The 19,685-nt window shown below is 60.7% G+C and carries 16 protein-coding genes; 12 read left to right on the top strand and 4 right to left on the bottom strand.

Annotation, left to right across the window (positions count from 1 at the left end; all coding sequences use genetic code 11):
• Nucleotides 1–17: 17 nt before the first annotated feature.
• Together D3Y59_RS17040 and rlmB are read left to right on the top strand one after the other, a co-directional pair.
• Complete coding sequence (locus D3Y59_RS17040; protein ID WP_205590850.1) at nucleotides 18–1,223, top strand: GWxTD domain-containing protein; 1,206 nt, start codon at nucleotides 18–20, stop codon at nucleotides 1,221–1,223.
• Complete coding sequence (gene rlmB / locus D3Y59_RS17035; protein ID WP_119446134.1) at nucleotides 1,220–2,029, top strand: 23S rRNA (guanosine(2251)-2'-O)-methyltransferase RlmB; 810 nt, start codon at nucleotides 1,220–1,222, stop codon at nucleotides 2,027–2,029. The genes D3Y59_RS17040 and rlmB overlap by 4 nt, the downstream gene beginning before the upstream one ends.
• 75 nt (nucleotides 2,030–2,104) lie before the next feature.
• Here rlmB and D3Y59_RS17030 read toward each other — a convergent pair whose 3' ends face one another.
• Entirely contained in the window at nucleotides 2,105–3,199 is a 1,095-nt protein-coding gene (locus D3Y59_RS17030) for a mannose-1-phosphate guanylyltransferase (RefSeq protein ID WP_119446133.1), read from the bottom strand.
• Nucleotides 3,200–3,289: 90 nt separating this feature from the next.
• On the bottom strand, nucleotides 3,290–4,270 hold the full coding sequence (locus tag D3Y59_RS17025; protein ID WP_119446132.1) for a KpsF/GutQ family sugar-phosphate isomerase: 981 nt from the start codon (nucleotides 4,268–4,270) through the stop codon (nucleotides 3,290–3,292).
• Nucleotides 4,271–4,350: 80 nt separating this feature from the next.
• Between D3Y59_RS17025 and recQ the strand changes: the two genes are divergently transcribed.
• Nucleotides 4,351–6,582 carry a DNA helicase RecQ gene (recQ, locus tag D3Y59_RS17020; protein WP_119446131.1) on the top strand — a complete coding sequence of 744 codons (2,232 nt, stop codon included), beginning with the start codon at nucleotides 4,351–4,353 and terminating at the stop codon, nucleotides 6,580–6,582.
• Nucleotides 6,583–6,696: 114 nt separating this feature from the next.
• Nucleotides 6,697–7,233 (top strand): dihydrofolate reductase family protein, encoded by a 537-nt coding sequence (locus D3Y59_RS17015; protein WP_119446130.1) that lies wholly within the window; start codon nucleotides 6,697–6,699, stop codon nucleotides 7,231–7,233.
• Between the two features lie 58 nt (nucleotides 7,234–7,291).
• On the opposite strand, the gene D3Y59_RS17010 is transcribed toward D3Y59_RS17015, so the two are convergent.
• A complete protein-coding gene (locus D3Y59_RS17010) occupies nucleotides 7,292–7,708 on the bottom strand; it encodes a BrxA/BrxB family bacilliredoxin (RefSeq protein WP_059072319.1) in 417 nt (138 codons plus the stop codon).
• A 534-nt stretch (nucleotides 7,709–8,242) separates the two neighbouring features.
• On the opposite strand from D3Y59_RS17010, the gene D3Y59_RS17005 reads away from it, so the two are divergent.
• Both D3Y59_RS17005 and D3Y59_RS17000 read left to right on the top strand, forming a co-directional pair.
• Nucleotides 8,243–9,298: a tetratricopeptide repeat protein gene (locus D3Y59_RS17005; RefSeq protein WP_119446129.1), complete on the top strand. Its 1,056-nt coding sequence runs from the start codon at nucleotides 8,243–8,245 to the stop codon at nucleotides 9,296–9,298.
• 24 nt (nucleotides 9,299–9,322) lie between these two features.
• Nucleotides 9,323–11,386 carry an OmpA family protein gene (locus tag D3Y59_RS17000; RefSeq protein ID WP_119446128.1) on the top strand — a complete coding sequence of 688 codons (2,064 nt, stop codon included), beginning with the start codon at nucleotides 9,323–9,325 and terminating at the stop codon, nucleotides 11,384–11,386.
• A 167-nt stretch (nucleotides 11,387–11,553) separates the two neighbouring features.
• Here the strand turns inward: D3Y59_RS17000 and D3Y59_RS16995 are convergent, their stop codons facing one another.
• Nucleotides 11,554–14,031, bottom strand: coding sequence for a T9SS type A sorting domain-containing protein (locus D3Y59_RS16995; RefSeq protein ID WP_119446127.1), 2,478 nt, complete (start codon nucleotides 14,029–14,031; stop codon nucleotides 11,554–11,556).
• Nucleotides 14,032–14,309: 278 nt separating this feature from the next.
• Between D3Y59_RS16995 and D3Y59_RS16990 the strand changes: the two genes are divergently transcribed.
• The 6 genes from D3Y59_RS16990 (at nucleotide 14,310) to D3Y59_RS16965 (ending at nucleotide 19,660) form a co-directional block, all read left to right on the top strand.
• Nucleotides 14,310–14,963 (top strand): LutC/YkgG family protein, encoded by a 654-nt coding sequence (locus tag D3Y59_RS16990; RefSeq protein ID WP_119446126.1) that lies wholly within the window; start codon nucleotides 14,310–14,312, stop codon nucleotides 14,961–14,963.
• A complete protein-coding gene (locus tag D3Y59_RS16985; protein ID WP_119446125.1) occupies nucleotides 14,944–15,729 on the top strand; it encodes a UDP-2,3-diacylglucosamine diphosphatase in 786 nt (261 codons plus the stop codon). The genes D3Y59_RS16990 and D3Y59_RS16985 overlap by 20 nt, the downstream gene beginning before the upstream one ends.
• Entirely contained in the window at nucleotides 15,692–16,618 is a 927-nt protein-coding gene (locus D3Y59_RS16980) for a hypothetical protein (RefSeq protein WP_162910866.1), read from the top strand. The genes D3Y59_RS16985 and D3Y59_RS16980 overlap by 38 nt, the downstream gene beginning before the upstream one ends.
• A gap of 113 nt (nucleotides 16,619–16,731) precedes the next feature.
• On the top strand, nucleotides 16,732–17,700 hold the full coding sequence (locus D3Y59_RS16975) for a ComEA family DNA-binding protein (RefSeq protein ID WP_162910865.1): 969 nt from the start codon (nucleotides 16,732–16,734) through the stop codon (nucleotides 17,698–17,700).
• A gap of 115 nt (nucleotides 17,701–17,815) precedes the next feature.
• Nucleotides 17,816–18,700, top strand: a complete 885-nt coding sequence (locus D3Y59_RS16970; protein WP_119446122.1) for a hypothetical protein — start codon at nucleotides 17,816–17,818, stop codon at nucleotides 18,698–18,700.
• Between the two features lie 81 nt (nucleotides 18,701–18,781).
• The gene (locus tag D3Y59_RS16965; protein ID WP_119446121.1) at nucleotides 18,782–19,660 is read left to right on the top strand and encodes an SDR family oxidoreductase; all 879 of its coding nucleotides are present in this window, start codon (nucleotides 18,782–18,784) and stop codon (nucleotides 19,658–19,660) included.
• Nucleotides 19,661–19,685 lie beyond the last annotated feature (25 nt).

Here is a 19,685-nt window from a genome sequence, read left to right as displayed (position 1 = left end):
TGCGTGTGCTACTGGTTTTGCTTCAGCTGCTTGTAAGCGCCGCCGCGGTGGGGCAGCGGCTGCCCGTGCTCAATCGCTTGAACCTTGCGGGGCTTTACCAAACGCAGCAACACGCCGTAGCCGAAGCCCGGCGCGAAGGCGATAGTTTGCGCCTGTATGTGCGGTTGCCTAGCTCAAGCGGGCTGTACTCGCCTAGGCAGCCACTGCGGGTAGTGGCGTGGGCCAACTACGATGCCCGCCAGCCCGTGTGGCAGGACACTGTGCGGCAACGCGGGCCGCAGCACCGCGACCCAGAACAGCCCGTGTGGATTGACTTTTGTGTACCGGCCGCGGCCTTGCAATCGGCTAAGCTACTGGCCGTTTGGCCCAGCACAGCCATTCCGGATAGCCCTGGGGCAGCTGCTTGGCTAGTGCTCACCCCTGAAGTACTGAACCGGCCATTCGTGCTAACCGACTCTAGCAACCAGCCGCTGCTGCGCCGCTATTTACTTGCCAACGAAGTAGTGCAAGTTGACTGCTACGGCCCCGACCGGCCTGCCACGCTACGCCGCTTCGCCGACGATTTTGCCCCTGCCCTGCCGCCCCACACCAACCCCGCCGTGCAAGGACCTAGCAGCCGTACTTTATCGGCCCGCGAGGTAACCGAGCTGCGTGCTGGCCAGTGGTTGCGCATTGCCGAGCCGGGGCTTTATACGCTGCAAGTGGCCAATGCCGCGCCGATGGGTTTATTGGTGCAGCCACCTTTATTCCCCGAGATGCGCACTGCCACGGAGCTTATCGAGCCGCTGCGCTACCTCAGCACCACCGCCGAACGCGAGCGGCTGCTGCGGGCCGATTCTCCGAAGCGTGCTGTTGACCTGTTTTGGCTGCGCGCGGCCGCCGACCAGCAACCCGTGGCCCGGCAGCTTATCCGCACGTTTTACGGCCGCGTGGCCGATGCCAACCGTTTGTTTTCGGCGCATAAGCCCGGCTGGATGACCGACCGCGGGCTGCTGTACGTGGTACTTGGCCCGCCCGAACGGGTGCTTCGCACCAGCACCGAGGAACGTTGGGAGTACCTCGACCCCGTGCAGGGCGGCCCGTACGTGTTCCGCCCCAAACCCAGTACCTTTGCTACTGAATACTACGAATTGGTGCGCCGGCCCGAGTACGAATGGCTCTGGTTTCGTGCCGTAGAGCAATGGAGAAAAGGTTTGACCGTCCCGCAGGGGGCCGCCCGATGAACGAAGGCCGCCCTTCCTATAAAAAGTACCCACCCCGCCAGCAATCGGCTGAGCGCACGGCCGATATGATTTTCGGCTTGCGCCCCATTCTGGAAGCGTTGCACGCAGGCAAGACGCTCGAAAAAATCTTCCTGCTCAAAGGCCAGAAGCACAGCCTGGTTGCGGAAATCAGCGAGTTGGCCCGCGCCGCCGATACGCCGGTTTCGCTGGTGCCCATCGAGAAGCTCAACGGCCTCACCCGCAAAAACCACCAGGGCGCGGTTGCCTTCCTTTCGCCCATCGATTACGCCCCGCTCGACAACCTGCTGGCCGGCTTGTTCGAGCAAGGCAAAAGCCCGCTGCTGCTGGTACTCGACCGCATTACCGATGTGCGCAACTTTGGCGCCATTGCCCGCTCGGCCGAGTGCTTGGGGGTAGATGCCGTGGTGGTGCCCAGCCGTGGCGCCGCCCAGCTGAACGGCGACGCGCTGAAAACCTCGGCCGGCGCCCTAATGCGCGTGCCGGTGTGCCGCGAGCCTAATCTGCACTCTACCATCCGCCGCCTTAAAGACTCGGGCCTGCAAGTGGTGGCTTGTACCGAGAAAGGCAACGAAAGCCTCGAGCAAGCCACGATTGATATGACCGGCCCGCTGCTAGTGGTAATGGGCAGCGAGGAAGACGGCATCAACCCCGACCTGCTCGAGTTGGCCGATGCCCGCCTGCGCATTCCGATGATTGGCCAAATCGGCTCGCTGAACGTGTCGGTAGCCAGCGGCATTTTGCTGTACGAGGTACTGCGCCAGCGCTTGGTGGCACCTCAACAGTAAGCTGTTGCACACTGAAAACAAAGAAGCCGGACTCAGCTGAGTCCGGCTTCTTTGTTTCACGATTAGCCGCAAGAGTTAGTTGTACCCTTGGCCTTTTTTGCTTTTCACGTCGGCCACAAAGTCCTTCACGCGTTGCTCCTCGGTGCGCTTGCAAATGAGCAGCACGTTGTCGTACTCGGCCACAATGTAACCCTCCAAGCCTTGCACTACCACGAGGCGTTCCGACGGCGTTTTAATTACGCATTCGCGAGTATCGTAGAGCAGGGCGTCGCCATCCACCACGTTGCCGTCGGCGTCGTGGTGGCCCATGCGGTGCAGCGAGTCCCAGGTGCCTAGGTCGCTCCAACCAAAGTCGGCGGGCAGCACGTACACGTTGTCGGCCTTCTCCATCACCCCGTAGTCGATGCTGATGTTGCGGCAGCGCGAATACGCCTGCTGTATAAAGCCTTTCTCGGCTGGGGTACCTAGAAGCATTCGGCCTTCGTCGAACACCTCGGCAATGTCGGAGAGGTAGTGGTGGAAAGCCCGCAGAATGGAATCGGCACGCCAGATAAACAGGCCCGAGTTCCACAAAAAGTCGCCGCTTTCCACAAACATGTGAGCCAGCTGAGAATTAGGCTTTTCGGTAAAGGTTTTCACCTTTTTCAGGCCGCCACCCAGCTGCTGCGCCTCGTCGTCGTGGAACTGAATATAGCCGTAGCCCGTGTCGGGGCGCGAGGGCTGAATACCTAGGGTAATCAGCACATCCTGCGTGCGGGCAGCATCAATGGCCGTACGGATTACTCCCCGAAATTCGTCCTCCTTTTGTACGGCATGGTCGGCGGGCGTTACCACGATTACCCCTTGCGGGTCGCGCTGCGCAATGCGGTAGCTCGCGTAGGCAATGCACGGGGCGGTGTTGCGGCCAATGGGCTCGGCCAAAATCTGGTCGGGGGCAATTTCGGGCAGGTGCTGCTGCACCAATTCCACGTAGTCGCGGTTGGTAACCACGAACACGTTTTCGGGCGGGCAGATACCCTGAAATCTATCAACCGTAATGCGCAGCATCGACTTGCCGACGCCAAGTACATCGTGGAATTGCTTGGGGTGGTGAGTACGGCTGAAAGGCCAGAAGCGGCTGCCAATGCCGCCGGCCATAACCACTAAGTAAGGAGCACCGGGAGAAGCCATTATGCGGTTTGGTTGGAGAGGAAGAAGAGAAAACCGAGGGGCACCTGTGCGCCTAATATCCGATTTTTCTTCAGCCGAAAAACTACTGGGCTATACCAGCCCTTCGCGCAGCAAATCGTGCAGGTGAATAAACCCCTGAAAACGGTCCGCTTCGGTTACCACAAGCTGTGTGATGTTGCGTGCTTGCATGCGGGCCAGGGCCTCGGCCGCAAACTCGTCTATTTCAATGGTAACGGGGTTGGGGGTCATGATGGAGCGGGCCCGCACCTCACCTAGGCGCTCGGGCTCGAAGTTGGTGAGCATGCGGCGCAGGTCGCCGTCGGTGATGATGCCTTGCAAGGAGCCGGCGGCGTCTAGTACGGCCGTAGCGCCCAAACGTTTGCCCGAAATCTCCAGAATTATTTCGCGCAAGCCGGCGTTATCGGATACCTGCGGAGCTTGGTTTTGTCGGCTTACATCCCCCACCTTCAGGTACAGCTTTTTACCTAGGGTACCGCCGGGGTGCAGGTGGGCAAAATCGCGCGAGGTAAACCCGCGCGACTCCAACAAGGCCACGGCCAGCGCATCGCCTAAGGCCAAGGCGGCGGTGGTGCTGGTGGTGGGCGCTAGGTTGTGGGGGCAGGCTTCGCGCTCTACCGGGGCGTGCAAGATGAAATCGGCTTGCTTGGCCAGGTACGATTCGCGGTTGCTTACCAAGGCGGCCATGGGCACTTGCTTGCGGCGCAGCAGCGGCACCAGCACTTTTATCTCGGGCGTATCGCCCGATTTGCTGATGCAGATGACAAAATCGCCGGCTTGAATCATGCCTAAGTCGCCGTGGATGGCATCGGCGGCGTGCATGAACAAGGCCGGTGTGCCGGTGGAGTTGAGGGTAGCCACCATCTTGCCGGCGATGTGGGCGCTTTTGCCGATGCCGGTTACTACTACCCGGCCGCGAAGCCCGAGAATAGTAGTAACACATTCTTGGAAATCTCCGGTTTGGCTAATAGCCTCGGCTACACCTCGAATGGCCTCTGCTTCTTGCAGAAGCACATTTTTTCCTATGGTATTGACGTCAGTCAACGGTTTCAATCTAAATTTGTCTAGATTGAGCAGTAAAGCCCGAACGTAGTTTTCGCCCGGTTTACCCCTTTGCTCAGCGAGGAAGAACGATGTCAGAAGCAGCAAACACAGCAGAACTTACGGCTCCCGTTAAAAAGGCTGCCAAACCCCTAGGGGCTGATTTGAAGGCCAAGTTAAAGGAAGTTTTTGGCTACGGTCAGTTCCGAGGTACGCAGGAAGCCATCATCCAAAACGTCATCGAAGGCCACAATACCTTCGTGATTATGCCCACGGGCGCGGGTAAGTCGCTGTGCTATCAGTTGCCGGCTTTGGTGTTGCCGGGTACGGCCATCGTTATTTCGCCGCTCATTGCCCTGATGAAAAACCAGGTCGATCAGCTGAATGCTTTCGGGGTGAATGCGCAGGTGATGAACTCCACGCTCACCAAAACCGAAGCCAACAAGGTTAAGCGCGACGTGATTAACGGCGACGTAAAGCTGCTGTACGTGGCGCCCGAGTCGCTTACCAAGGACGAAACGCTCGACTTTCTGCAGAAGGCTACTATCTCGTTCGTGGCCATCGACGAGGCGCACTGCATTTCGGAGTGGGGCCACGACTTCCGGCCCGAGTACCGCCGCATCCGCGGCATCATCGACAACATTGGGATGAACGTGCCCATCATTGCCCTCACGGCAACGGCCACTCCCAAGGTGCAGCTCGATATTCAGAAAAACCTGCAGATGGACGACGCTTCGGTGTTTAAGTCGTCGTTCAACCGCACCAACCTTTACTACGAGGTTCGGCCCAAGCACCAGACCAAAAAGGCCCTCATTCAGTTTGTAAAGGGCATGAAAGGCCAGGCAGGTATTGTGTACTGCTTGAGCCGCAAGAAGGTAGAAGAAATTGCCGAGTTGCTGCGCGTCAACGACGTGCGCGCCCTCCCCTACCACGCCGGCCTCGACCCGCAAACGCGCATGCACAACCAGGACGCGTTCCTGAACGAAGAGTGCGACGTGATTGTGGCGACCATTGCGTTCGGCATGGGCATTGATAAGCCCGATGTGCGCTTCGTGATTCACTACGACACGCCGAAGAGCATCGAAGGCTACTACCAGGAAACCGGCCGCGCCGGCCGCGACGGGCTCGACGGCCACTGCCTAATGTTCTACAGCTACGACGACATCGTGAAGCTGGAGAAGTTCAACAAGGACAAGCCCGTAACCGAACGCGACAACAGCAAGCTGCTGCTGCAGGAAATGGCCAACTACGCCGATTCGGCGGTGTGCCGCCGCAAGCAGCTGCTGCACTACTTCGGCGAGGTGTACGAAAAGGACTGCGGCTTTTGCGACAACTGCAAGCACCCGCGCGAGAAGTACGAGGCCAAGGATTTTGTGAAGCTGGCCTTGCAGGCCGTGCAGCAAACCGAGGAGCGCTTCGGTATTGAGCACTTGACCACGGTGCTCACGGGCATGAAAAACCCGCATGTGGAGAGCTACGGCCACGACCGCCTGCCCGTGTACGGCAGAGGCGCCGAGCACGATATGCCCTTCTGGCACTCGGTTATCCGGCAGTGCATGATTGCCAGCTTCCTCGAAAAAGACATCGAGAATTTTGGCGTGGTGAAGATGGCCGAAAAAGGCGAAGCCTTTTTGCTGGAGCCGTACTCCATCAAGTTCTCGAAGGACCACAACTACGAGGAAGAAGTACAGCAGGAAGAGCAGAAAGAAGAAGTGCAGCAATCGGCTGGGCACGATGCCGCGCTGTTCGACATGCTGAAGGCCTTGCGCAAGAAACTGGCCGCCCAGAAAGGCCTGCCGCCCTACGTGCTGTTTCAGGACCCCTCGCTGAAAGAAATGGCTACCACCTTCCCCGTGAAGATGGAAGACCTCGCGCACGTGTCGGGCGTAGGCCAAGGCAAAGCGCAGAAGTTTGGTGCGCCCTTCCTGGAGCTGATCAAGAAGTATGTGGAGGAAAACGACATTGTAACGGCTGCCGACGTGGTAGTAAAATCGGCCGTTAACAAGTCGAAAATCAAGATCTACATCATTCAACAGATCGACAAAAAGATGGACCTGGAGGAAATTGCTTCCGCCAAGGGCATCGATATGCGCGAGCTGATTGAGGAGATTGAGCACATTTGCTACTCGGGCACGAAGCTCAACCTCAATTACTACATCGACTCGGTACTCGACCAAGACCGCCAAGACGAGATTTACGACTACTTCATGAGCGCCACCACCGATAACATTGCGGTGGCCCTGAAGGAACTCGGCACCGACGACTACACCGAGGAAGACTTGCGCCTGATGCGCATCAAATTCCTGAGCGAGGTGGCAAACTAACACTTCTGCTTTGTGGGTCTGCTAAGCAAGCCCTAGGTGCAAAAACAAAACGCCCGCGGCCGGAACCGCGGGCGTTTTGTTTTTGCACCTAGGGCTTGGTTGCTATCTTCCGTTATGCGTGAAGTTGTATTGTACATCGCCGCCAGTCTCGATGGCTACATTGCTGCCGAAGATGGCAGCGTGGAGTTCCTGAAACCCTACGAAAACTCGGGGCAGGATTACGGTTACGCCGAGTTTCAGAAGTCGCTGAAGGCAGTGGTAATGGGCTCGCGCACCTACGAGCAGGTACTCGGGTTCGACATGCCCGAGTGGCCCTACAAGAACCTTGATACTTACGTGTGCACCAAACGCACGCTGCCTACTTCCGCTGACCCGCGCATTTGGCTCTGGTCCGACTCGGTGGAGCAACTGGCCCAACAACTGCCCGCCGGCCGCACGTGGTTGGTCGGTGGCGGCGCCCTCATCGACTCGTTTAACGCAGCCGGACTGATAGACCGCCTGATGCTGGCGGTAATTCCGGTGTTTTTGGGCAAGGGCATCAAGCTATTAAGCCAACCGCCGCCCCAAGCGTTGCAATTGGAAACCGTAACGCGCTACGACGATGGTGTGCTGATGCTCGACTACCGCTTGCAGCCACAGCCCCCTAGGTAAGCAAAAAGCCCCGCGGCAGCTGCCGCGGGGCTTTTTTGATGCATGAAAACTTTTACTGTTAGCAGTATTCGGCAAAAGCCCCCTGAAGGTTATCCACAATGCGCATCAAGTCGTTGCCTTCGATGTGGTAACGCTCGATCATGTGCACCAGCTCGCCGTCTTTGAACAGGGCAATGCTGGGGCTGCTGGGCGGATAGGGCAGCATGTGCTCGCGCACTTTGGCTACGGCTTCGGTCTCCATACCGGCAAATACCGTTACCAGTTTCGCGGGCTTTTTATCGGAGCTCGAAAGCGCCATTTTCAGGGCGGGGCGCGCTTTGGCAGCAGCGCAACCGCACACCGAGTTTACGGCTACCAGCACGGTACCGGTTTGGGTGCTGAGGGCCGAGTCTACTTCTTCGGGCGTCATGAGTTGCTCGAAGCCGGCCTCTACGAGGTCTTGGCGGATGGGAGCAACCATGTATTCGGGATACATTGCCATGATTGACAAGGGCTTGGGGGTACAAAAAGAATCTGCTTCGGCAACACAGCCGCTGCACCGCGCAAAATTACGCAAACTACAGCTGGCATGGCCGCGTGTATAACCACTACTGCCTACCCAGAAGTTTTCGCGCCGCCTCTACTTTGCCCTGCAGCCATGCCCATTGAGGGGTTTGAAGCCGCCCTATGTGTAGCGCAGCCGGCCGCCGCCTTGCTCTTGCTGCGGGTATTGTGGCTAGCGCAACGCCCGCTGGAACGGCGCCCACCACATCGGCCGGCGCATAAAAGCCGACCCTCTTTTTTGCTGGCTGCATGCCTACCCGTGCCGCCGCACGGGCGACCTAGGCAACGCGGGCTCTTGGTACCGCCGGGTTGGTAGGCCGTTGTTTGCAGGCCCCGAAGCCCAGGAATAGCACGCCTTGGGGCAGGCGACCGTGCGCAAAGAAATGGCCTGATTCTGCGGGTGCTACGGGAAAATGCAATAACTTTCGACGAGCCATAGCCCATTCACTAAGGAGCTTCCTCGCCGATGAAACAATTTTTATTCTTAATTGGAGGGCTTGCTACTGGGTTTACTGCCCAAGCTCAAACCGATACCGTGCGGGCCTCAACGCTACCGCCTGCTCAGCTCGCCGAGAAATATTACAATAGCGGCGTCGCGAAATTCAATAACAAGAGCTACCAAGCCGCTCTGCAGGATTTCGACAAGGCCTTATCGGTCAAGAAGGACTTCGCGCCGGCTTACTACAACCGCGCCGCCACCCGCTACGAGCTGAAGCAGTACGCCCCGGCCGTGCAGGACTACAACGAAGCCATCCGCCTCGATCCGAACAGCTTTACGGCGTGGTACGGCCGCGCCCAGGCCGAGCAAGCCCAGGGCCAGGCCGCCGAGGCCGAAAAGGACTACGGCAAGGTAACCGAGCTAAAGCCCGATTACCCCATTGCATGGTACGACCGCGGCGCCCTGCGCTTTGAGAAAGGCGACTACCAAGCTGCCCTAGGCGACTTTACCCAAGCCACCAAAGTTGACCCCAAGTATGCCTACGCTTGGCACGACCGCGCCAGCACCCAACGCCAGCTGGGCAACATGGCCGCCGCCATCGGCGACTACACCGAAGCCCTGCGCCATAACCCCGATTTGCACGTGGCGCTGCTAAACCGAGCGGCCGCCAAACGCCGCAACAAGGACCTGCAAGGTGCCCTGGCCGACTACAGCGACTACCTGCGCCGCCGCTCCGACGACCCCGTGGGCTACCTAGGTCGTGGCACGGCCCGCTACGAGGCCAAGGACTACAAAGGCGCCATTGAGGACCTCTCGCAGGCGCTTAAGCTGAAGCCCGATTACGCCTTGGCGCTAAACAACCGCGCCGCGGCTTACCTGAAGCAGGAGAACTACAAAGCCGCCGCCGACGATGCGTCGGCGGCCCTGAAGATTAATCCGCAGTACGCTGAGGCCTATATGAACCGTGGCCACGCACGCGAAATGCTGCGCGACGCGGGCGGCGCCTGCCAGGATTGGCGCCGTGCGGCCGAACTCGGCCTTGAATCCGGAACCAGCTACGCCGCTGCCTCGGGCTGCGAATAACGAGGCCCTCTACCCTACCTAGCAATGCATAAGCTTCGTTATACCCTGGGCCTAGCGGCCGGCCTGATGCTGGCGTTTTCGGCATCGGCACAAAGCGTAGAGTTTACCAAGGATCAGTTTTCGGACAACAAAGACGGCCTGAAAACTGCCCTGAAGGAGTTAAAGCAAGGCGACGAGTGGTACCAGTCGGATCCGCCGCGCTTTGAGCAGGCCCTGCCGCACTACTTGGCTGCCCAGGAGCTCAACCCCAACAACGCGCTGCTCAACTTCAAGATTGGGCACTGCTACCTCAACTCGCCCTACAAATCGAAAGCGCTGCCCTACCTGCAGAAGGCGTACAAGCTCGATGCAGTAGTGGATGCTCGCATTCGGTACATGATTGGTCGCGGCCTGCACCTGAACGCCCGTTGGCAGGAGGCCATTGCCGAGTACAAAGCCGCTATGCCGGCGCCCGGCACCAAAAACAGCACGGCTCTGCAAAACGACATTCAGAAGAAAATTCGGGAATGCGAATCGGGCTTGGCGTTGCAAAAAACGGCCACGCGCGCTTTCATCGACAACGTGGGGGCAGCCGTCAACTCGCCCTTTGCCGATTACGGCCCGGTAATTACGGCCGATGAATCGGTGCTGCTGTTTACCTCGCGGCGCGAAGGCGGCGTGGGCGACGACAAAGACCCCGACTCGGGCGGTTATTTCGAGGACATTTGGCAGTCGGTCAGAGGCGCCGACGGCAAGTGGCAGCCCGCCCGCAACCTAGGCGAAACCGTGAACACCAAAGGCCACGACGCAGTGGTGGCCTTGGCGCCCGACGGCCAGCGCCTGATTACCTACGTTGAGGACAGCGGCGGCGATATTCATCAGGCGGAGCTGCAGGGCACCACGTGGCGCAAGCCGCAAACCCTGGGCCGGCGCGTGAATGGCGGCCAGTCGCACGAGCCCTCGGCAGCCTACGCGCCCAACGGCCGCATGCTGTACTTTGTGAGCAACGGCGGCGGCGAAGGCAACCGCGGCGGCCACGACATTTGGCGAATCGACTTCGAGGGCAAAGGCAAGGCCGAGAACCTAGGGTCGGTGATTAACACGCCCTACGACGAGGACGGCATCTTCGTGCACCCCGACGGCAAAACCATCTACTTCTCGTCGCAGGGCCACAACTCCATGGGCGGCTTCGACATTTTTAAGTCGGTGTGGCAGAACGGGCAGTGGAGCAAGCCCGAGAACCTAGGTTGGCCCATCAACACCCCCGACGACGACGTGTTCTTCGTGTTGTCGGCCTCGGGTCGCCACGGCTACTACGCCTCCTCGCGCGACGACTCGCAGGGCTCCCGCGACATCTACATGATTACCTTCCTAGGCCCCGAGAAGCCCCCGGTGCTATCGGCCGAGGAGCCCTTGCTGGCCTCGCGTGCGGCGCCGGTGCGCCAAACGTTGCTGGCTCCGGCCGTGCCCATTGCTACGGCCCAGGTAACCATCCTGAAAGGCACCGTAACCGACGCCGACACGAAGAAGCCCATCGACGCGACCATCGAGCTGGTTGACAACACGCTGAACCAGAACATTGCCACGTTCGGCTCCAACGCCAGCACGGGCCGCTACCTGGTGTCGCTGCCCTCGGGCGTGAATTACGGCATTGTGGTACGGAAGGAAGGCTACCTGTTCCACTCCGAAAACTTCGACCTGCCCGCGGGCGCGGCTTTCTCGGAAGTGGTGAAAGACATTCCGCTGAAGAAGCTGGATGTGGGTGCCAAGGTGGTGCTCAACAACATCTTCTTCGACTTCGACAAAGCCACCCTGCGCAAGGAAAGCACCGCCGAACTGGAGCGTATTGTGCAGCTGATGACCACCGAGTACCCTTCGCTGCGCATCGAAATTTCGGGCCACACCGACAACGTGGGCAAGGCCGCCTATAACCAGGATTTGTCGCAGCGCCGCGCCAAAGCCGTAGTCGATTACCTCACCAGCAAAGGTGTACCGGCTGCCCGCCTCACCTCGGCCGGCTACGGCGACACGCAACCCGTGGCGCCGAATACCACCAAGCAAGGCCAAGCGCTTAACCGCCGCACCGAGTTCAAAGTGTTGGGTAAGTAAGCTGACATGTACGAGCAACAAAAAGCCCCGCCATTGCTGGCGGGGCTTTTTGTTTGGCTTGTGTGGGCAGGTATCAGCTAAGAGGTCTTGTCACTGCTGGTGAGCTCATCGAGCCGAGTTATTGCGCTCCTAGGGCTCGACATGACGAGACCCAGGAGCCTGGTAGATTACTCAACCAGCAACTGCCCGGCGGCATCGCCGCAGCGCACTTGATAGAGGCCGGCGGGTAGGCCCCGCAAATCGAGCGGCAGCTCGGTAGCGCGAGCGGGCAGCGTAAACCGTCGCACTTGGCGGCCCAAGGCATCGGTTAGCAGTACTTGGCGGCTAGCCGCAGCCGGGACTACCGATAGCGTAGCACTGGTTTTGGCCGGGTTGGGGTACAGCCCTAGGTCGACAAACACTTTGCGGGTGCCCGTGATGACAGCGGCATCGGCTGCGTACACGGCCATGTAGGCCGAGAGCTTGCTGCCGTCGCCGAGTTCGGTAAAGTCGCCGCCAGCCACCAATTGATCGGTGGGGCGCATGGCCAGGGCGCGCACAATGCCGTTGAGGCCGGTGCCGAGGTTGCTCCAGGCCGTGCCATTCCAGCGGGCAACGCGCGAGGCCGCAGCACCGCCCGCCTGCGCAAAGCCGCCGCCGGCGTACACATCGGTGCCGTTGGTGGCAATGGCCGTTACGGTGCCGCTCAGGCCGCTACCTAGGGCAGCCCACGTGGTGCCATCGTAGCGGGCAATGTTGCTGGCCGCGGTTGTGCCCGCCGTACTGAAGAAGCCGCCCACGTAAAGCGTGTTGCCGGCAAAGGCCAGGGCATTTACGTTGCCATCGAGGCCGGCACCTAGGGCGCTCCAGGTGGTGCCGTTCCAGCGGGCTACGCGGTTGGCAGCGGTGGTGCCTGCTTGCGTAAAAGAACCTGCTGCGTACACTTCGCCGCGGTTTAGCGCCAGGGCGCGCACAGTGTTGTTCAGGCCACCGCCTACGCTGGCCCAGCTCGTGCCGTTCCACTTAGCCAAATTGGGTGCGGAAATACCGCCGGCTTGCACAAAACTGCCGCCCACGTACAAGTCGGCGCCGTTGGCGAGCAGTGCATTTACGGTACCATTCACGCCGCTGCCCAAAGCACTCCAAGCGGTGCCGTCCCAGCGCGCAATGTTATCGGCTGCTACGCCCCCGGCCTGCGTGAAGCTACCGGCCACGTACACATCGGTGCCGATAACGGCAATGGCTTGCACGTCGCCGTTCAGGCCAGTGCCTAAAGCGCTCCAGCCGGTGCCGTTCCAGCGGGCAATGCGGTTGGCTGCTACGCCGCCGGCCGCGTTGAAGGAGCCGCCCACGTACACATCGGTACCGCTTACCAGCACCGCGTTGATGCTGCCGTTCAGGCCCGAACCCAAGCGGCTCCATTTGCCGCCGCTGTACTTGGCTACGCTGTTGGCCATCGGGAATTGCCCGGCGGCGTAAACATCGGTGCCCACAATTGCCAGAGTCCGCAGCTCGCCGGTTTCCAGGCCTGTGCCTACCGTGCTCCAGGCGTTGTTGCTCCACTTAGCTAAGCCAGGCGCGGCGGCGCCCCCGGCCTGCGTAAACATGCCGCCCACGTACACATCGGCGCCGCTTACCACCAAAGCGTAGGCGTTTTGGTTAAGGCCAGCACCTAGGGCGCTCCAGGCAGTGCCGTCCCACTTGGCTATGCGGTTGGCGGTGTTACCGCCGGCTTGCGTGAAAGCACCTGCCACGTACACCTCGGAACCCGCTACACCTAGGGCGTACACGGTGTTGTTCAGGCCGCTGCCGATGGCGCTCCAAGCGGTGCCGTTCCAGCGGGCCACGTAGTTGGCCGCCGATCCGCCGGCTTGGGTAAAGCGGCCAGCCGCGTACACATCCGAGCCGCTGATGGCCAGCACATTTACATCGGCGTTGAAGCCGGTGCCGAGGCTGCTCCAAGCGGTGCCGTTCCAGCGGGCTACGTAGCTGGCCGAGTTGCCGCCGGCTTCGCTGAACTGCCCACCCGCGTACACATCCGAGCCGCTTACCACGAGGGCATTCACCGGGTTGTTCATACCGCTGCCCAGAGCACTCCAGGCAGTGCCATTCCAGCGGGCAATGCGGTTGGCAGGCGTGCTGCCGGCCTGCGTAAACGCGCCGCCCACGTACAGCGTGTTGCCGCTCAGGGCCAGAGCATTAACGGCGCCGTTCAGGCCCTGCCCCACCGCGTTCCAAGCTTTGCCATCCCAGCGGGCCAGGTTGTTGGCATCAACGCCGCCGATATTGCTAAAACTGCCGCCCACGTACACATCGGTGCCGCTTACCAGCACCGCGTGAATGCTGCCGCTGGCATTGGGTCGGCCGAAACCGTCGGCCCAACGCTCGTCGCCGGTGCCGGTTACCTCCAGCAGTTTAAATACGGGGCGGCCATCCGGCGCTAGTTGCAAGCCGTAACCGGCAGGATTGAAAGCACCCGATGTACCAGCGCGCAGCGAGCCATCGGGGTTGAGCACCTGCCCCAGCGAGGCTGCAGCGCTGCTTGCGGCTTGGGCACCGGGCGCGCCGCCGGCATGGGCGCTGGCGCCCATCAGCATCAGCAACCCCAGCGCACCAAAGAGCAGCAAACGGTTGAACCAACAAGAAAAACGAGTAGAAATGAGCATGCAGTAGAGGTTGAGAGAACAAGTAAAATGCGGACGATAAATATCTTGAGCAGTCCAGCTTTAGCAAGCATTTGCGGTGCATTATTTTTCATAATTCCGATGCGGTAGCATTTTGACAAGTGCCTTGCTTAAGTTTCTCCTGCTCCGCGGTTTCACAGCATTCATCACGCACCTCGCAACCAACACTTTGCATGCTTGGCACTCTGAGCTTGGCACTGGTTAAGCAGTGCCTGCAGCCGGCGTAAGCAATTCGCAGGCGGTATTCCGTAGCTTTGCGTATGCCCGAATCCTCCCGCGACATCATCTTGCGGCGGGTGCGCGAAGCCTTGCAGCAGCCCAGTCCGCACCAGCCCACCGCGCCCGACTTCTCGGCCCGGCTGTTTGCCGCGCCGCCCGATGATTTGGTGGTAGCATTTGCCGAAAGCTTTGTGCGCGTGGGCGGCACGTTCTACTACTGCGCCACCGAAGACCACTTCTTCGATTTGCTCTACGCCCACAAAAAGGAGCGCAACATCGAGCATTTGTTTGTGTGGGAGCCCGAGCTGAAAAAGCTGCTGCACACGGCCGGCATTGTGCACACCGCCGACGAAACCGACTTTTTAGCCCACGCCGATGCCGGCCTTACCTCCTGCGAAGCCTTGGTGGCCCGCACGGGGTCGGTGGTGCTGGGTTCGGCCACGGCTAGTGGCCGGCGCCTAAGCATTTACTCCGATCAGCAATTGGTGTTTGCGCGCGCCTCGCAGGTGGTGGCCGATATCGGCGATGCCCTGCAGCTGCTGCAAACCAAATACGGCGCCGACAAGCTGCCTTCCATGATTTCGCTTGCTACGGGCCCGAGCCGCACCGCCGACATCGAGAAGACCTTGGTGCTGGGTGCGCACGGCCCGCGCAGCATTACGTTGTTTTTGCTGGATGACCTCGCCTCTGCCTGAGCTAGCCCCCGTGCCGCTGAAGCCGGGCCGCCGGGTATACTTCGCTTCCGATTTTCACCTAGGTGCCCCCAGCCGCGAAAGCTCGCAGGAGCGGGAGCGGCGCATTGTGCGCTGGCTCGACTGGGCCGCGCAGGATGCCGCGGCCATTTACCTCGTCGGCGACATTTTCGACTTTTGGTTTGAGTACCGCCACGCCATTCCGCGCGGCTTTATCCGGTTGCAGGGCAAGCTGGCGGAGTTAGTCGATTCCGGCATTCCGGTTACCTTCTTCACCGGCAACCACGACATGTGGATGTTTGGCTACTTTACGCAGGAGCTGGGCATTCCGGTGCTACGCCACCCGGTTAGCCTCACCATCGGGCAGCACCGCTTTCACATGGGCCACGGCGACGGGCTCGGGCCGAAAGACTACACCTACAAGGTGCTCAAGCGCATCTTCGCCTCGCCGGTGGCGCAGTGGCTTTTTGCGCGCATTCACCCCAACGTGGGCATTGGCATTGCCAACGCCTGGAGCCAGCGCAGCCGCATCAGCAACTCGGCCAAAGACGACATTTACCTCGGCGACGACGAGTGGCTGCTGGTGTACTGCCGCGAGCTGGAGCAGCGCTTCCACCACGATTTTTACGTGTTCGGGCACCGCCACTTGCCGCTCGATGTGCCTGTTGGGCCAAACAGCCGCTACGTTAACCTAGGCGAATGGGTCAATTATTGCACGTACGGTGTTTACGATGGCCACAACTTGTTTTTGGAGCACTTTAAAGGCTAAGGCAGGGCTGCGCTGGGCCCTAGGTGCGTTGTTGCTCCTGGGCTACGGCAGCCAGGCCCAAACAACCACGCAGCCGTCGGCACCGGCGGCCGTGCGCCCCGCTGCCCAGCCAGCTACCGTTCAGCCCGCAGCCCCGGCCGCAGGGCTAACGTTAGTACGCTCCATTACGCTGCCCAAGCCCGGCTCGGCCTCGCTCGACCGCCGCGGCAACCTGTACGTTACCGACGCGCAAAACAACCTGCGCCAGTTTGCCCCCGATGGCCAGCCGTTGGCCGTGTACTCGCCGCCGCTGCCGGGCCACACGGCTTCCGTAGAAGCCTGGAATACCACTAAAATTTTGGTGTTCTACGACGACCGGCAGGAGTTGCAGCTGCTCGATCGGTTTATGGCGCCCATTGCCACCGCCCGCCTCAGCGAGCTGACCGACAACGGCATGGTGCGCGCCGTAACCCTGGCCCCCGACGACAACATTTGGCTGCTGAACGAGAGCAACCTGACGCTTAACCAGCTGGGCCGCGGGCAGCAGCAGCGCTTTGCCATCAGCACGCCGCTCGATTTGCTGCTGGGCCGCACCAAACCCGATTTCCGCTTTCTGCGCGAATACCAGAACAACCTGTACCTCGTCGACCGCACGTCCGGCATTTGGGTGTTCGACAACCTGGGCAACTACCGCAAGCGGCTGCCTTACACCGGGCTTAGCTGGGTGGGTTTTCGGGGCAACGAGCTGTACTACGTGCAGGCTGGCCAAGTGCATTTCGTGGATGTGTACACCGCCAAAGAACGCCTCGTGCCCGTTCCGGCCCCCGATGCTACGCAGGTACTCGTAGGCGAGCAGTTTCTGTACACGCTTTCGCCGGGCGGAGTGGGCGTATACCGCTTGCCGCAGTAAGCAGGCTTCGGCCCCTAGGTGGCTGGGTTACTTTTTCGGTGCGGCAGCCAACACTTGCTCGGCGGTTCTGCGTATGGCCGTTGAGTTAGTGTTTGCGTTAGCTGCCGATGCCCGTGCTTTATTCGCTTCGCCGATTTGTGCGCCGCCACTTTGGGTTTTCGCGGGCCGAAACCAACGGCTTTGCGTTGTTGCTCCTGTTGATGCTGGGGCTGCTCGCCGCTCCGGCACTGCTCCGCCCGGCCCTCCCCCGCTACGACCCCGCAGCCGACCGCCAACAGCTCGAGCAACTGGCCGCCGAGCTGGCCGCCGCTCGGCCCGCCAATGTACCTAGGCGCAGCTACCCGGCGCGGCCCGGTTATGCCCGCGTGCCGCGCATTCCGTTGGCGCCCTTCAACCCCAACTCCGTTGACGAAACGGGTTGGCAAGCCCGCGGCTTGCCGCGCTTTTTGGCCGAGCGCCTCGTAAAGTACCGCAACGCCATTGGTGGCTTCAAGGCCAAAGAGCAAATCCGCCGCGCCTACGGCCTGCACGATACCACGTATCGGCGGCTGGCACCCTACCTGCTCTTGCCCGAGCAATTGCCTCCGCGCGAGCAGCAAGCCTTTGCCAGCCGCTACCCCGAGCGCCCGTACGCCAGCTCCGAAGCGCCTAGGTTTCCGCGCAAACCGCGCAACCTGCAGCCCTTCGATCTGAACACGGCCGACACCACGCAGCTCATGCAAATTCGCGGCATCGGGCGCAAGCTTTCGGCGCGCGTGGTGGAGTACCGCGAGCGGCTGGGCGGGTTCATCAGCCCAGGGCAAGCGGCCGAAATCTACAGCTTGCGCGATGCACCCGATTTGGTCGACAGCTTGCGCAAGTACACTTACGTGGCGCCCAGTTACCAACCCGCTCCTATCGATGTCAACAACGGCTCGTTTGAGGAAATCAGCCAGCACCCGTACCTGGGCAAGCGGTTGGCGCGCGTAGTGGTGGCCTACCGGCAGCAGCACGGCCCCTTCCGCACGCCCGACGACCTGCGCAAAATCCGCATCCTCGACGAAGCCACGTACCAGAAACTGCTGCCTTACTTGCGCTTCTAGGTTTTCGCCGAGGCCCGCAAGGGCAAAAGCTGGCCGTTTGCGGGTACTTTCCGTAAGGCTGCGAGGAGCGGCCGTTGGTTACCCGCCCCAGGTCTTCGTTTTTCACTAGCCCTCTATGCTTTTTTTACTGCGCGACAAACTGGTGCCTTTTCTGATCTTCTTCCACTCGGTGCTGTGCGGCTGCAACAAGCGCGACGCCCGCGGCGGCTTCGACCGCATCAGAAAGGATTACACCGTGCAGCAGGTTGGCCGGCTGCGCTCCGACGAAGTAGTGGAAAGCTCGGGGTTGGCTGTGGCCTCGCCCGAGGGCGACCTGTGGACGCACGGCGACGGCGGCAACACCACCTGGCTGTACTTGGTAACGCCGCAGGGCGACCTGATCCGTACCCACCCCGTGCGCGGCGCTTACAACGTGGATTGGGAAGACCTGGCCCAGGACCGCCAGCGCGGGCGCCTTTTCATCGGCGATTTTGGCAACAACACCAACAAGCGCCGCGACCTACGCATTTACCAGCTCAGCGGCCCGCAGTTTTCACAGCTCGATACCATTCAGTTTCGGTACCCCGATCAGCGCGCGTTTCCGCCCAAAAAGCCCCGCCGCAACTTCGACTGCGAGGCGTTTTATTACCACAACGACAGCCTGTACCTGTTCACTAAAAACCGCGGCAAGGGCAATTGGGTAAAGGAATACCACCTGCCGGCCAAACCCGGCACCCACGTGGCGCGCCTCGCCGACAGCATTCAGGTAAATACCTGGGTTACCTCGGCCGACATCAGCCCCGACGGGAACACCGTGGCGCTGCTGGGCTATGGGCACGTGTACCTCATCAAACGGCAGCCCGGCACCAAGCTCTTCGACGGCGACAAAAGCTGCTTGCCGATGCCCTCGAGCGGGCAGGCCGAGGCGCTGGTGTTCGTGAACGAGAACGACTTTGTTGTGAGCAACGAAAAGGGCAAGCTGTTTAAGGTAACGCGGCGGCCCGAGGTGGCCCAACGCTAAGCCCCTCCACCAAACAAAGCCAGGCCCTAGGTAGTAGTGCTGTGGTGGCCCGCTTCGTTTATTCCCCTAACGTAAATTGTTATGGCTGAAACCATTCTTGTAACGGGCGCCACCGGCACCGTTGGCTCCGAGCTTGTTCGGGCACTTATCACGCGCGGCGCCCACACGCGGGCGGCTGTGCACTCCATCATCAAAGGCGACAGGCTGCGGCACTTCAACCCCGAAATACAGCTGGTAGAAGTTGACTACCACCGCCCGGCCACACTGCCCCTGGCCTTTACGGGCGTCGATCGGGTGTTTCTGCTCACGCCCTTCTCCGACGAGCAACTGACCATCAACCAACAGCTTGTGGATGCCGCCAAAGCTGCCGGCGTAAAGCAGGTGGTGCGGCTTTCGGCCGCCGGGGCCGATATGGAGCCGGGTATTCAGCTGGGGCGCTGGCACCGCCAAATGGAGCAGTACCTCGAGCAAAGCGGCCTTTCGTACGTGGTGTTGCGGCCCACTAGCTTCATGCAAAACTTCGTGAACTACCAGGGCTCGAGCATTCGGGAGCAGGGCGCATTTTACCTGCCTTTGGGCGAAGGCCGCATGAGCTACATCGATGCGTTCGACATTGCCGAAGTGGCCGCCACCATCCTTACCGACGACGCAGCCAAGCACCACGGCCAGGCCTACACCCTCACGGGGCCGCAGGCCCTAAGCCACACCGAAATTGCGGGCATTATCGGCCAAGCCACCGGCCGGCCGGTGCAGTACGTTGATGTGCCCGAAGCCGGCGCCCGCCAGGCCATGCAAGGCGCCCCGCAATGGATGATAGACAGCATGATGGAACTGCACACCCTAGGTAAGGCCGGCTACTTGGCCGGCACCACCCCCGCCGTGGAGCAGCTAACCGGCCGGCCGCCGCGCACTTTTCAGGAGTTTGCGCAAGAGCACCGCCACGAGCTGATGCCGGCTTAAGCACCTAGGCGCCGCCAACACCAAC

The sequence above is a fragment of the Hymenobacter oligotrophus genome, from assembly GCF_003574965.1.
Lineage (GTDB): Bacteria > Bacteroidota > Bacteroidia > Cytophagales > Hymenobacteraceae > Solirubrum > Solirubrum oligotrophum.
The sequence above is the reverse complement of the archived record's forward strand: the minus strand, read 5'-3'. Positions and strand labels throughout refer to the sequence as shown.